This is a genomic window from bacterium SCSIO 12827 (assembly GCA_024397995.1).
Lineage (GTDB): Bacteria > Pseudomonadota > Alphaproteobacteria > Rhodospirillales > Casp-alpha2 > UBA1479.
In genome coordinates, this window is record CP073746.1 from 2,706,243 (window position 1) to 2,718,571 (window position 12,329).

Annotated in this window: 15 protein-coding genes; 10 read left to right on the plus strand and 5 right to left on the minus strand. The window is 63.1% G+C overall.

Annotated elements, in window-relative coordinates; translation table 11 throughout:
- The first annotated feature begins 153 nt into the window (after positions 1–153).
- Positions 154–1,143: a GTP 3',8-cyclase MoaA gene (moaA, locus tag KFF05_12730; protein UTW53703.1), complete on the plus strand. Its 990-nt coding sequence runs from the start codon at positions 154–156 to the stop codon at positions 1,141–1,143.
- 60 nt (positions 1,144–1,203) lie between these two features.
- Positions 1,204–1,554, plus strand: coding sequence for a hypothetical protein (locus KFF05_12735; protein ID UTW50801.1), 351 nt, complete (start codon positions 1,204–1,206; stop codon positions 1,552–1,554).
- Between the two features lie 22 nt (positions 1,555–1,576).
- Here KFF05_12735 and KFF05_12740 read toward each other — a convergent pair whose 3' ends face one another.
- Positions 1,577–2,365, minus strand: coding sequence for a helix-turn-helix domain-containing protein (locus KFF05_12740; protein ID UTW50802.1), 789 nt, complete (start codon positions 2,363–2,365; stop codon positions 1,577–1,579).
- A 179-nt stretch (positions 2,366–2,544) separates the two neighbouring features.
- On the opposite strand from KFF05_12740, the gene KFF05_12745 reads away from it, so the two are divergent.
- Both KFF05_12745 and KFF05_12750 read left to right on the plus strand, forming a co-directional pair.
- A complete protein-coding gene (locus KFF05_12745) occupies positions 2,545–3,420 on the plus strand; it encodes a TauD/TfdA family dioxygenase (protein ID UTW50803.1) in 876 nt (291 codons plus the stop codon).
- A 41-nt stretch (positions 3,421–3,461) separates the two neighbouring features.
- Positions 3,462–4,691, plus strand: a complete 1,230-nt coding sequence (locus tag KFF05_12750) for an MFS transporter (protein ID UTW50804.1) — start codon at positions 3,462–3,464, stop codon at positions 4,689–4,691.
- A 324-nt stretch (positions 4,692–5,015) separates the two neighbouring features.
- On the opposite strand, the gene KFF05_12755 is transcribed toward KFF05_12750, so the two are convergent.
- On the minus strand, positions 5,016–5,624 hold the full coding sequence (locus KFF05_12755) for a TetR/AcrR family transcriptional regulator (protein UTW50805.1): 609 nt from the start codon (positions 5,622–5,624) through the stop codon (positions 5,016–5,018).
- 89 nt (positions 5,625–5,713) lie between these two features.
- On the opposite strand from KFF05_12755, the gene KFF05_12760 reads away from it, so the two are divergent.
- Together KFF05_12760 and KFF05_12765 are read left to right on the plus strand one after the other, a co-directional pair.
- Positions 5,714–6,493 (plus strand): NAD kinase, encoded by a 780-nt coding sequence (locus KFF05_12760; GenBank protein ID UTW50806.1) that lies wholly within the window; start codon positions 5,714–5,716, stop codon positions 6,491–6,493.
- A gap of 110 nt (positions 6,494–6,603) precedes the next feature.
- Positions 6,604–7,647, plus strand: a complete 1,044-nt coding sequence (locus tag KFF05_12765) for an AbrB family transcriptional regulator (protein ID UTW53704.1) — start codon at positions 6,604–6,606, stop codon at positions 7,645–7,647.
- 6 nt (positions 7,648–7,653) lie between these two features.
- On the opposite strand, the gene KFF05_12770 is transcribed toward KFF05_12765, so the two are convergent.
- Complete coding sequence (locus tag KFF05_12770; GenBank protein ID UTW50807.1) at positions 7,654–8,715, minus strand: quinone-dependent dihydroorotate dehydrogenase; 1,062 nt, start codon at positions 8,713–8,715, stop codon at positions 7,654–7,656.
- Positions 8,716–9,057, minus strand: a complete 342-nt coding sequence (locus KFF05_12775; protein UTW53705.1) for a DUF952 domain-containing protein — start codon at positions 9,055–9,057, stop codon at positions 8,716–8,718.
- A gap of 231 nt (positions 9,058–9,288) precedes the next feature.
- Between KFF05_12775 and KFF05_12780 the strand changes: the two genes are divergently transcribed.
- Positions 9,289–9,525, plus strand: a complete 237-nt coding sequence (locus tag KFF05_12780) for a hypothetical protein (GenBank protein UTW50808.1) — start codon at positions 9,289–9,291, stop codon at positions 9,523–9,525.
- A gap of 4 nt (positions 9,526–9,529) precedes the next feature.
- On the opposite strand, the gene KFF05_12785 is transcribed toward KFF05_12780, so the two are convergent.
- Positions 9,530–10,519: a hypothetical protein gene (locus KFF05_12785; protein UTW50809.1), complete on the minus strand. Its 990-nt coding sequence runs from the start codon at positions 10,517–10,519 to the stop codon at positions 9,530–9,532.
- 188 nt (positions 10,520–10,707) lie between these two features.
- On the opposite strand from KFF05_12785, the gene KFF05_12790 reads away from it, so the two are divergent.
- The 3 genes from KFF05_12790 (at position 10,708) to KFF05_12800 (ending at position 12,261) form a co-directional block, all read left to right on the plus strand.
- Positions 10,708–11,112 carry a nuclear transport factor 2 family protein gene (locus KFF05_12790; protein ID UTW50810.1) on the plus strand — a complete coding sequence of 135 codons (405 nt, stop codon included), beginning with the start codon at positions 10,708–10,710 and terminating at the stop codon, positions 11,110–11,112.
- Between the two features lie 83 nt (positions 11,113–11,195).
- Positions 11,196–11,570 (plus strand): hypothetical protein, encoded by a 375-nt coding sequence (locus KFF05_12795; protein ID UTW50811.1) that lies wholly within the window; start codon positions 11,196–11,198, stop codon positions 11,568–11,570.
- Between the two features lie 28 nt (positions 11,571–11,598).
- On the plus strand, positions 11,599–12,261 hold the full coding sequence (locus KFF05_12800; GenBank protein ID UTW50812.1) for a class I SAM-dependent methyltransferase: 663 nt from the start codon (positions 11,599–11,601) through the stop codon (positions 12,259–12,261).
- Positions 12,262–12,329: the final 68 nt, after the last annotated feature.

A 12,329-nucleotide genomic window follows, 5' to 3' on the forward strand; every position in this document is an offset into this window, starting at 1 on the left:
ATTTGAGGCGACAAGGGTGCCAGGCCTTACTATCTTTATAGCGATATGACTAAACGGAATAACGGCGGCCGGGATACGAACCACCCGGCGGCGGCCCGAAATCGGGCCATCACACGATCTTGAGGATGCAACTGGGCTGACCCCATGACCAGCATGATTGACCCCTTCGGACGGGCGGTAAGCTACCTCCGCGTTTCCGTCACGGACCGCTGCGATTTTCGCTGCGTGTACTGCATGGCGGAGGACATGACCTTTCTGCCCAAGGCGGAAATCCTGTCGCTGGAGGAACTCGACCGCCTGTGCTCGGCCTTCGTGCGCAAGGGCGTGAAGAAGCTGCGCCTGACCGGGGGCGAGCCCCTGGTCCGCCGCAACATCATGTCGCTGATCCGCTCCCTTGGCCGCCATCTGAAGACCGGCGATCTGGAAGAATTGACCCTGACCTCCAACGGCTCCCAGCTGGCGCGCTTCGCGGACGAGCTGGTCGACGCCGGGGTGCGGCGCATCAATGTTTCGCTCGACACCCTTGATCCCGACCGGTTCGAGGCGATCACCCGTTGGGGCAAGCTGGACAAGGTGCTGGACGGCATCAACGCCGCCCGCAACGCCGGCCTGCACGTGAAGATCAACACGGTGGCACTGAAGAATTTCAACGAGGACGAGCTCGACCGCATGATCGAATATTGCGGTGAGAACGCCTTCGACATGACCCTGATCGAAACCATGCCCTTGGGCGAGATCGACCAGGACCGCACGGACCAGTACCTGCCCCTGTCCAAGGTGCGCGAACGCCTGGAACAGGCCTGGACCCTGACGGATATCCCGTTCAAGACCGGCGGCCCGGCGCGCTATACCCAGGTTGAGGAAACGGGCCAGAAGCTCGGCTTCATCACGCCCTTGACCCATAATTTCTGCGAAGGCTGCAACCGCGTGCGCCTGACCTGCACGGGCACGCTGTACATGTGCCTGGGCCAGGACGACGCCGCCGACCTGCGGGCACCCTTGCGCGCCTCCGAAGGTGACGAACTGCTTGAAACCGCCATCGACGAAGCCATCGGCCGCAAGCCCAAGGGCCATGATTTCGTCATCGAACGGCGCGGCGACGGCCCGGCCGTAAGCCGCCACATGAGCGTCACCGGCGGCTGATGCCCTCTGCGGTTCCCTGCGGATTGACCACCTTTCCCTGTAAAGAATAGAGTTTCCGTCATGTCCAGATGGCAAAAATACGATTGGGATATGATGATCCGGCGCCGCGCGCCCGTCCCCCTGATTGCGGTGGCGCTGCTGCTCTCACTCTGGCTGGCGACGGCGGAAAGCGGCTCGATCACCGCCGTCAAATGCAAGGCCGACCAGGAAGAACTGCTGGCCTCCATCGAGGCCGCCCGTCAGCAGACCATCGATCAGATCAATCTTCAGCTTGCCGATACCGGCGACTATCAGCGCATCGAAGCGCTGCTGGCCATGCGCGAGCGGGCCTGGGACGAAGAAGAAGCCCAGCGCGGCAACGCACAACACATTTTCTATGACTGCATAAGCGCCGCCAAGCGACCCGGCTGATCCACTGTCCCGGCAATCCCGGTCAGCCGGGGCCGGCCGTCAGGGCATCGGCGATCTCGTCGGCGCAGGCCTTCAGGGGGGCGACCATGGTGGCGACCGCTTCGGCCATGGGCAGGGCGCTTTTCAGATAGAGCACGTTCATGGCCGCCATGGAGCGCCCGCCCACCAGGATCGGCACGCCGATGGTGGAAATGCGCCGGCCGTATTCCGTGCGCGAATATTCTTCGTGCATGGTGGCGTAGCCCTGGTCGCGGATCCCGGCAAGATAATTCTCCGCCTTGGTCCGGTCGCGGGCGATTTCGTTCCATACCGCGGGCATCGCCGTGACGCGGTCGAGCACTTCCGCGCGTTCCTCGGCGCTGGCGAAGGCAAGATAGGCCAGGCCAAGGCTGGTCCCCAGCATCGGCGCGCGGTAGCCCGGCAACCGGTTGACCAGGATCGAGCCCGCATCGCGCGACGATTCAATCAGCACCATGGCGTCGTGGTCGAAGATGGCGACATCCGACGGCCAGCCGAAGCGGTTGCGAAACGCAGCGATGATGGGGCCGACAATCCGCCCGACGGCGCGGTGGCGGTCGTATCCCGAACACAGCAGCAGGGTCTTGCCGGTCACTTCATAGGCTGTGTGGTGTTCGTCGCGCACGACGAAGCCCGCATGCATGAGAGTTTCCAGCATGCGTACGATGGTCGCCTTGTCGAGGCCCGTTTCTCGGTGCAGCTCACCAATGGTCGCACGGCCCTTCAGCTTGTTGACGGCCGCCAGCACGTCGAGGCCCCGAAGGGCGGCATTTACCGGCTTGTACGACCCCATCAATGGTTTCCTTTCGGCCCGGACCGGGCCCTGTCGGGCGGGATCCGAATACCGGCACTTGCGAATGTTTCAACAGATGAAATGTGATTTCATTTACAAATAACCGGGCCTGGATCATTTTTCAAGCAATGGAAAACAACGCCCAAAGGGCGGAGCCTCATCCAAGGAAACCAGAGACCATGACCATCCAGAAGAAACCCCTCGGCACGCTGGGCGTCGAGATCACCGGCGTCGATGTGGGCCGGGATCTGTCCGGCGGCAACGGCGACAACCTGTTCGGCGAAATTCGCCAGGCCTGGCAGGAAGCGGGCGGCCTCATGGTCATCCGCAACCAGACCATCGACCAGCAGCAGCACATCGACTTCTCCCGCCGCTTCGGCCCCCTGTTCCATGACGAAGGCCAGCCGCCCCTGCAGGACACGGTGTCGCGCTATCTGCATCCCGATTACCCGCAGATCTACCGGGTGTCCAACAAGGTCGATGAAAAGGGCGAGCCGACGGGCCGCAAGGGCGCCGGCACTTACTGGCATTCCGACGTCTCGTTCCGCGACCGCCCGGCCCAGGCCTCGGTCCTTTACGCCATTCAAATTCCGCCTTACGGCGGCGACACCATCTTCGCCGACATGGCGGCAGCCTACGACGCCCTGTCCGACGGCATGAAGGCGGTGCTGGGGCGCCTCAACGCCGTGCACGACTTCGCCGTCGCGGCGGCGACGCAATACGCCAAGCCCGTCGTCATCGACAAGGATTTCGAAGGCGCCAACCAATGCGTCCACCCCATCGTGCGCACCCATGCGGACACGGGGCGCAAGTCGCTTTACGTCAATCCGGGCTTCACCTCGCATATCGAAGGCTTCACGATGGAAGAAAGCCGCCCGATCCTGGATCATCTCTACAAGCATGCGACCCAACCCGAATTCCTCTACCGCCATGCCTGGCAGCCGCATGACATCCTGGTGTGGGACAATCGCACACTGATGCATTACGCCGTGTCGGATTATTCCGCCGACCGATATATGGAACGCACGACGGTAATCGGTGAGCGCCCTGTTTAAGCGCGCTTGTGCGGAGTGGGCCGTTTGCCTATAGCTGTGCGATGACCACGCCCGACCCCGCCCTCCACAGCACGAAAAACCTCGTCATTCTCGCGATTTGCCAGGCGCTGTTTTTCTGTGGCCGCACGCTCACGTTCTTCGCCGCGACCCTGGTCGCGATTTCGATGCTGGGCGACGACCTCGCCCTGGCCACGGCCCCGATCACCATGATGCTGATCGGCACATCGCTCGGCACCCTGCCCGCCGCATTTCTGATGCGGGCCTGGGGACGGCGGTGGGGCTTCGCCTTCGGCTCGGCGGTGGGCTGTGTCGGCGCGCTGATCGCCGCCCAGGCGATCGCCCTGGACAGCTTCCTCCTGTTCAATGTGGGCTTGCTGATCGCAGGGGTCTACACCGGCTTCGCGCAGCAATACCGCTTCGCCGCGGCCGAGGTTTCGCCGGATCACCTGAAGGAACGGAACGTCTCCATCGTCATTGCGATGAGCGTCATCGGTGCCTTCCTCGGCCCGGAAACGGCCCTTTACGCCAAGCATTGGATAACGGACGTACCGTTCCAGGGGGCCTTTCTGATGATGGCGGCGCTCACGGCGCTGTCCGGTGTCGTCATCCTATTTGCGCAAATCCCCCGGCTGACCAAGCAGGAATACGCCGATACGGGCCGCCCGCTGTGGACCATCATGAAGTCGCCGACTTTCATCGTCGCCCTGATTGCGGCCCTATTCGGCTATGTGGTGATGAACTTCCTGATGGTCGTCACACCGGTCACCATGGGCACGCTGAAGACCGTCGTCTTTAGCCATGAGAACATCAAACTGGTGATCCAGTGGCATGTGGTCGGGATGTTCCTGCCGGGATTCGTGACCGGGCACCTGATCAAGCGGTTCGGCGTCGTGCGCATCATCGCCACGGGGGCGGCCATTCTGCTCAGTTCCGTCCTTGTCGCTTTGAACGGGGTGTCCTTCATCCATTTCCTCACGGCGCTGATCCTGCTCGGCATCGGCTGGAACTTCACCTTTACCGGCGGAACGATCCTGATCACCGAGGTCCATAGCCCGGCCGAACGCGCCAAGGTGCAAGGCATGAACGACTTCCTGCTGTTCACGGGCCTGGCCGTTTCCTCGCTGATGGCCGGCAGCGTCTACCACTACTTCGGCTGGGCCTGGGTCAATTACGCCATGCTGCCGGTGATCCTGGTGATCCTGCTCTCCGCGCTGTGGCTGCGCAGCGTCCGCCGCCGGGAACAGGCCCTGGCCAAGACGGCAGCGGAATAGCCAAGGACGGCTAAGGCTTCCCCTGCCCCCTTCATGGCATCCACGGTGATGGCCGGAAAGCGATCTCGCAAGGCCTTCATTGTACCAAAAAGAAAGACCGCCGGGCCCAGCGGCCTTTCAGCGTCTTAGTCTATTTTCCCTTGGGCGGATTGTTTCCCCGGCCACCGCCTGAGGGATTGCCGGTTTGGCTCGGTCCGTTCGGAACAGGTTTTCCAGACATGAGTTTCTCCTATCTTCAAATATGCATCTAAAAATGATGCTTACATCAGGAGAATTAGGTAGGGCTAATTTAACTTGCAACCCTCAGCCACGCTTTTTTTAAACCTAAGGCCGCAGCCCCATCAAATACCGGTTCAGCCCGGCCATGCAGTCATGGAACGGCGCCATGGATTGCGCCGATTTGGTCTGGCTGAACGCGCCCTGGATGGCGGCCACGATCAGGGTCGCGGCCTCATCCGTATCGGCCACCGCGTTGACCTTGCCCGAATGCTGGCCGCGTGTGAGGGCGCGGGACAGGCGCCGGCGCCAGGCACGGTACAGTTCTTCCACCCGTTGCCGGAACCCGCCGTCGATGGGCGACATTTCCTGGGCCAGATTGTTCAAGGGACAGCCCAGCAGGTGAATGGCTGGGACCCGGCCCGTCATGTTGTCCTGGATCGTGCGGGCGATGGCGGCCAAAGGATCATCGTCGCCTTCGGCGTCCAGCGGCGCCAGCCACCAGTCCTCCAGATAGGCTTTCACCATTTCGTCCACGACGGCGTAGCCGAGCGCCATCTTGTTGGGGAAATGGTGGTACATCGCCCCCTTGGTGACGCCGGTCAGGGCCAGGATGTCGGTCAGCCCCGCGGCCTGGAAGCCGTGGCGGTGGATGACCCCGTAGGCAGCTTCGAGAATTTGCCGCCGGGTTTCGTCGGGTTTATAGGTGCCGGACATACCGGGGAGTATGAATTTACCGCGAGGCTTCCGCAACCACACTTAAGCAGCTAAGTTGCGGAAAGTTCCCTGATTTTTCAAAGACCGCCATGACCGACGCCCGCCCCGTCTCAAGAATCGCCTTCGTCGCCGCGCAGCAGCCGGAGGCCCAGGAAGCACTCAAGCACCTGGCCCATCGCTACGGCAACATACCGGCCGACGCGGCCGAGGTGATCGTGGCGCTCGGCGGTGACGGCTTCATGCTGGAAAGCCTGCACGGCGCCATCGGCAGCGGCACGCCGATCTACGGCATGAACCGGGGCACGGTCGGCTTTCTGATGAACGAATACCTGACCGAGGACCTGCCCGAGCGCATCGCCCGTGCTCAACCGGTCAGCCTGCGCCCCCTGAAAATGACGGCGACGGACGTCAACGGCAACACCACCACGGCACTTGCCATCAACGAGGTATCGTTGCTGCGGGAATCGCGCATGGCGGCGAAAATCCGCATCTTCATCGACGGCGTCGCGCGCCTGGACGAGATGATCTGCGACGGCGTTCTGGTCGCCACGCCTGCGGGTTCCACCGCCTACAACCTGTCAGCCCATGGCCCGATCATCCCCATGGGGGCGGATCTTTTGGCGCTGACCCCCATTTCCGTGTTCCGGCCCCGGCGCTGGCGCGGCGCGCTGCTGCCGCGGAAGGCGGAGATCGCGTTTGAGATCCTCCAGCCCGAGTTAAGACCCGTCAGCGCCACCGCCGATTACACCGAAGTCCGCGACGTCAAACGGGTGGAAATCCATCAGGACCACAGCCACCGCCTTGAGCTGCTGTTCGATCCCGAACATAACCTGGAAGAACGCATCCTCAAGGAGCAGTTCGAACCGTGACCGCTGACGACAAAGCCCCCGCACCCGCTTCAGACGACGCAGAGAACGACCCGGAAAGCACCGGCCCCGGCCCGGAGACGGAAGGCAATCCGAAAACCCGCCCCCTGCGCATGGGGCTGACCCTGGCCCTGGGCGGCATCGGCGGCATCCTGTTCCATGAACTGCATATGCCGCTGCCCTGGATGATCGGGGCCCTGGTATTCACCGTGATCGCCTCCCTGTCGGGCGCTCCCCTGGTGCGGCCGAAACGCCTGCGCCTTTACATGGTGCCGGTGCTCGGCGTGATGCTGGGGGCCGGGTTCACGCCGGAAGCGATCCGCCATGCCTCTGAATGGATCGCCTCGCTGTCCATGCTGCTGGTCTATGCGCTCGGCATCACGGCCATGGTGTCCTACTACCTGGTCCGGGTCGCCAAATGGGACGCGGCAACGTCCTATTTCTCGGCCTCGCCGGGCGGGTTCGGGGAAATGGCGCTGCTGGGTGAGGCCATGGGTGCCGACGACCGCAAGATTTCCCTCAACCACTCCGTCCGCATCATGCTGACGGTGCTGGTCATCCCGTTCTGGTTCAAGTTTTTCGAAGGCTATCAGCCGGGCAACATGGGCGCCCTCGGCAACATGGCCGATATCCGCCTCAAGGACGCGGCGATCCTCGTCGCCTGCGCCGTGGTGGGGTATTACGTGGCGCGGCGGCTGCGGTTTCCGGCGGCGCAGCTTCTGGGGCCGACCCTGGTCTCGGCCATCGTCCATATGTCGGGCCTGACCGAGGCCCGCCCGCCCCAGGAAATCGTCGCCCTCGCCCAGGTCGTGATCGGTGCCTCGATCGGCTGCCGCTTCCTGGGCATTTCCCTGCGTGAAATGTTCGGCACCATGGTCCAGGCGGCGGGCATCACCACCTTCATGCTGAGCGCCGCCTATGCCGGGGCCTGGACCGTCAGTTATTTCACGGGCCTGCCGGTGAACACGCTATGGCTTGCTTTCGCGCCCGGAGGCCTTGCGGAAATGACCCTGATCAGCCTGTCGCTCGGCATCGACGTGGCCTTCGTGTCGGTCCATCACATGGTGCGGGTGATCTTCCTGGTGGCCATGGCGCCCATCGCCTTCAAGCTGTTGAAGGGGGTGCTTGAACGCGCCGAGGCAGCCAACAAGGGCTGATCCGGTTCAGCGGTGATCGGCGCCGACGGCGGCGGCGACGGATTTGAACCCGTCGCGTTCCAGAAGGTCCGCCAATTCCGCCGCGATGCGCGCCGCCAGATAGGGGCCTTCGAACACCAGCGCCGAATATATTTGAACCAGCGAGGCGCCCGCGCGGATGCGGGCATAGGCATCCGCCCCGGTGGCGATACCGCCGACCCCGATCAGGGGGATGTCGCGGCCGACAAGCTGGTACAGGTCGGAAATCACGCTCTTGGCCATGGCCTTCAAAGGTGCCCCGGACAGGCCGCCGATCTGCCCTTTCTGTGAATCGCGGAGGCCGGCCGGGCGGCTGATGGTCGTGTTGGTGGCGATGATGCCGTCGATACCTACGTCTGCGGCGACGGCGGCGATGTCTTCCAGATCGGCGCTGGCAAGGTCCGGCGCGATCTTGACCAGCAGCGGCGGACGGTTGGCCAACCCGTCGCGCGCCGCCTTGACCGCCGTCAGCAGCGCCGTCAGCGGCCCTCGGTCCTGCAAGGTACGCAGCCCCGGCGTATTGGGGGACGAGACGTTGACCACAAGATAGCTCGCCATCGCGCCCAAACGTTCGACGCCCAGGACATAGTCCTGCACTTCGTCGCTCGAATCCTTGTTGCGGCCCAGGTTGACGCCGGCAATGCCTAGGCCCATCGATCCGGCGCGGAACTTGCTCAGGCGCGCGGCCATGGCATCGTGACCGCCGTTGTTGAAGCCCATGCGATTGATCACCGCGCGGTCTTCGGTCAGGCGGAACAGGCGCGGCTTGGGGTTGCCCAGCTGCGGTTTGGGGGTGACGCTACCGACTTCGGTGAACCCGAATCCCAGGCCGAGAACTGCCTGCGGCACGCGCGCGTCCTTGTCGAACCCGGCAGCCAGGCCAACGGGGTTGGTGAACTCCATGCCCCATACACGGGTCTTCAGGATCGGCCGCGGTGCCGTCGCCACCGGCGGGGCCAAGCCCATGGACAGCGCCATGAGGGCCAGGGAATGGGCGGTTTCGGGATCAAGGCAGCGAAGGGCCGGCATCAGCCGGTCGGCGAGGGTCATCTATGGGGCTTCCTGCAGGTTCAGTTCGGCCGGAAATTGATGGCGGCCGGTGGCATCGAGCGGCAGATCATAGACCGCCATCACCGCCGATACGGGCAACGGCCCGTAAAGATGCGGAAACAATTGGCCGCCCCGTGATTCTTCCCATTTGAGGGCATCACCCAGTTTTTGCGGATCGACACGCAAAAGGACAATCCCGGACTGACCGGCGCGATGCTTGGCTGCACTTTGCACGACCTGATCGGCGCTGGAGAAATGAATGAAGCCGTCGGCGATGTCCTGGGACGACCCGCCGTACGCCCCGGCCTGTACGGCGGCGGACCATTCGTCCCGGCGACACATGTGATAAATGGCGGAATCGTTAGGTTTCATATCGGTTTCGGCTGTCATTCCGGGCATGTTTCCGGGCGGGAGATTAGAGCACATCAACGCCGGAGGGAACCGGGCAACGTGTGCGTCATCGCCCTATGACCTAAGTCCAGGGATTGGGTGTCTGGCACGCCGCTTGCGTAGTCCGACCCGAATTCGTGCGAATTCAAAAACAAACAACCATGACGCAACAAAGAGAAAAAAATGGGTTCCAAGACCAACCGACTCTCGCCGAACCTGGAAATGGCGTTGGCCGAACTGGAAGAACAGGTCGATCTGGGTGTTAAATTCGTCCCCATGCAGCCGTCGCTTGCCATGATACAGGCGGGCGCGCGCGCGGGCGGCATCGACGAGGCCTTGGCCGCCAAAATCTACCGTGCGATGCTGGAAGCAGATGCTATCGAAGACTCAGAAACCTTCCCTCGCATGCGGGCCAACTAACCCCCTACCAAATGATCGGGTCAGGTCCGTCGATGACCGGCCCGCCCGCAAGAAGGCGCAGTTCCCCGGCGCTGCCGTCAGAACGGTTAGGGCGTGGAAATTCAGCGGATTCCGTAGTGTCGCTCCACCCATAACCGCCTTCGAACAGATCGCCGCCATGACCCGAGGCAAAGGTGAACACGCCATTTCCCGTCAGCCAATTCGTTACCGGCAGGGACGCCGAAACGGGTTTGTCCACGGCGGCTGATTTCGGTTCAGCCGACGGGGCGGCAGCGGACGGCCGCGATTCCTGCGCCCGCGCACCGGGGGGCACCGCGCGGGCCTGACGCGTCAATTTCAGGCGGCCGCCTGATTGCCCGCGGGCCTCGACGGTCAGGTCCACATCGAACGCCCCTTGCCCCTCCGGCACGATCAGACTGAGATCCCGAAGGTCGTCCATCGCCAAACGCCACGGACCGTCGCCATCGGGCGCACCGTCCCGAACGCCGCCGGTCAGGTGCACGCCCGCCGGCACCCCGTCCAATGTGAACACCACATCGCCGACCATCTTGCCCATGCCCCGGGCGAAGGAAATCGCGACGGGGAAACCGACACGCCCACTGCCATCCAGGACCACCGGTGTCTCAATGGAAAAGCGCAGCCCCGATTCCAACGCCGCCAAGCCCGGCTCCACCGTCAAGCTACCCGTGCGTACATGCCCGTCACTGGAGATCACCGTAACGGGGAAGGCGGGCGGACCACTAGCCCCCGGGGGAAACCGCATGCGCAGACCGCCGGGAACAGTCAGGTCGTGTTCCAACAGGGTCGCCGTGCCGTCACCGTTATCGACGCCCGCGTTCAGGGTCACCCCCTTACCCAGGCCGCCGACGATCAGCACCGACATGTCGCGGGGATTCAATCCCGGCACTGCCGTCATCAGGTCAAGCGGCAGACCCGTCTTGGCATCCTCGACCTGGGCCTGACGGTCGTCGTTCTGTTCAGGCGTCTCGGCCATGTTCCTGTCCTTCGTATGCAGCTTCAACGTTGATGCGGCGGGCGATTGCCGCCATTTTCAGTATTGATCGGGGACATCGCCAGAACTTTGACTTCCCGGGCACTGATTAGGATCAATCCGTTGCTCCTGCTTACCCGTCAGACAGCGGGCATTGGGAGGGCGGAAGTAAAAACAGGGGAAATCCGCGAATGTCAGACCGGGAAGCGATTCTGTTCGCCAACGACACCTTTTACGCTGCCTTCGCCGGCGGCAGCATCGAACAGATGCGCGCTGCCTGGGCCGACGACCGGGACATCACCTGTATTCATCCGGGATGGCGTCCCCTGAGCGGCCAGCAGGAGGTGATGGACAGCTGGACGACGATTTTATCGACGGGCGAGACGGCGGATATCCGCTGCGTCGGCGCGCGGGCATATTCCCTGGGTGACACGGCCTATGTCACCGCCTTCGAACGCATGCCGGGAACGCTGTTGACCGCAACCAACGTATTCGTGCGGACGGGGCCCTTGTGGCGCATGGTCCACCATCAGGCAGGTCCCTGCCAGGATCGCGGTGCCGCCGACCGGGAGGACAGCGACCCGACCCTGCAATAGAGGGTTCGGAACATTCAACGAATGCGCTAAAAAGTCCGTGGGGAGCAGACGCTGGATTTCAGAGGAGGAGGCCTCGTTCGACCATGAAAACAATCAAGATGACCATTGGAACCGTGACCCTGAACGTCAACCTGCGCAACACACCGACCGCCGCCGCGATCTGGGAAGCCGCACCCTTTACGTCCCAGGCCAGCACCTGGGGCGACGAGGTTTATTTTTCGACGCCCGTATCCCTGAACCGCGAGGCCGATGCCCGCGCCGTGGTCCAGCCCGGCGAGATTGCCTTCTGGTCCGACGGCGACAGCATCGCCATCGGGTTCGGCCCCACCCCCATTTCCCAAGGCGATGAATGCCGCCTGGCCTCGCCCTGCAACATTTGGGCGGACGCCGTCGAGGACGTGAAGACCCTGGCCGCCGTTCCGGCGGGGGCATCCATATCCGTCGAACACAGCGAATAGCGCCCTAAGCCTCAAGGAGGCACGACCCGTGACCAAAGCGACAACCGGCCTTGACCCGGCCCTTTATGACTACATTCTGAAAACGACATTGCGCGAGCCCGAAATCCTGGCCCGTCTGCGCCGCGAGACGGACAGTCATCCCCGTGCGGGGATGCAGATCTCGCCGGACCAGGGGCAGCTTCTGGCTCTGCTGGTTGAACTACTTTGCGCCCGACGGGTCATCGAGGTCGGCACCTTCACCGGTTATAGCTCCCTGGCCATGGCCATGGCCCTGCCCGACGGCGGCGAGATGGTGTGCTGCGATGTATCCGAAGAATATACATCCGTCGCCCGCCGCTATTGGGCAGAGGCCGGGGTGGCGGAACGTATCACCTTGCGTCTGGCCCCTGCGGTCGAAACCCTGGACGCTTTGATAACCGAAGGCCGCACCGGGGCCTTCGACATGGCGTTCATCGACGCCGACAAGGAAAACTATCAAAACTATTTCGAGCGCTGCCTGGCTTTGATCCGTCCGGGCGGCTTGATCGCCATCGACAACGTGTTGTGGAACGGGCGGGTCATCGACCCCACGGACGACAGCGTTGATACGCAGGCGATCCGCGCCTTCAACGCGGGCTTGAAAGACGATGACCGGGTCACGGTCTCCCTGCTGTCCGTGGCCGACGGCCTGACCCTCGCCCGGAAGCGCTGAATCCCAGGTCACATGCCGCCGAAATAAGGCACAGCGGCATGAAATGGTCCCATTTACTGCCAACAATG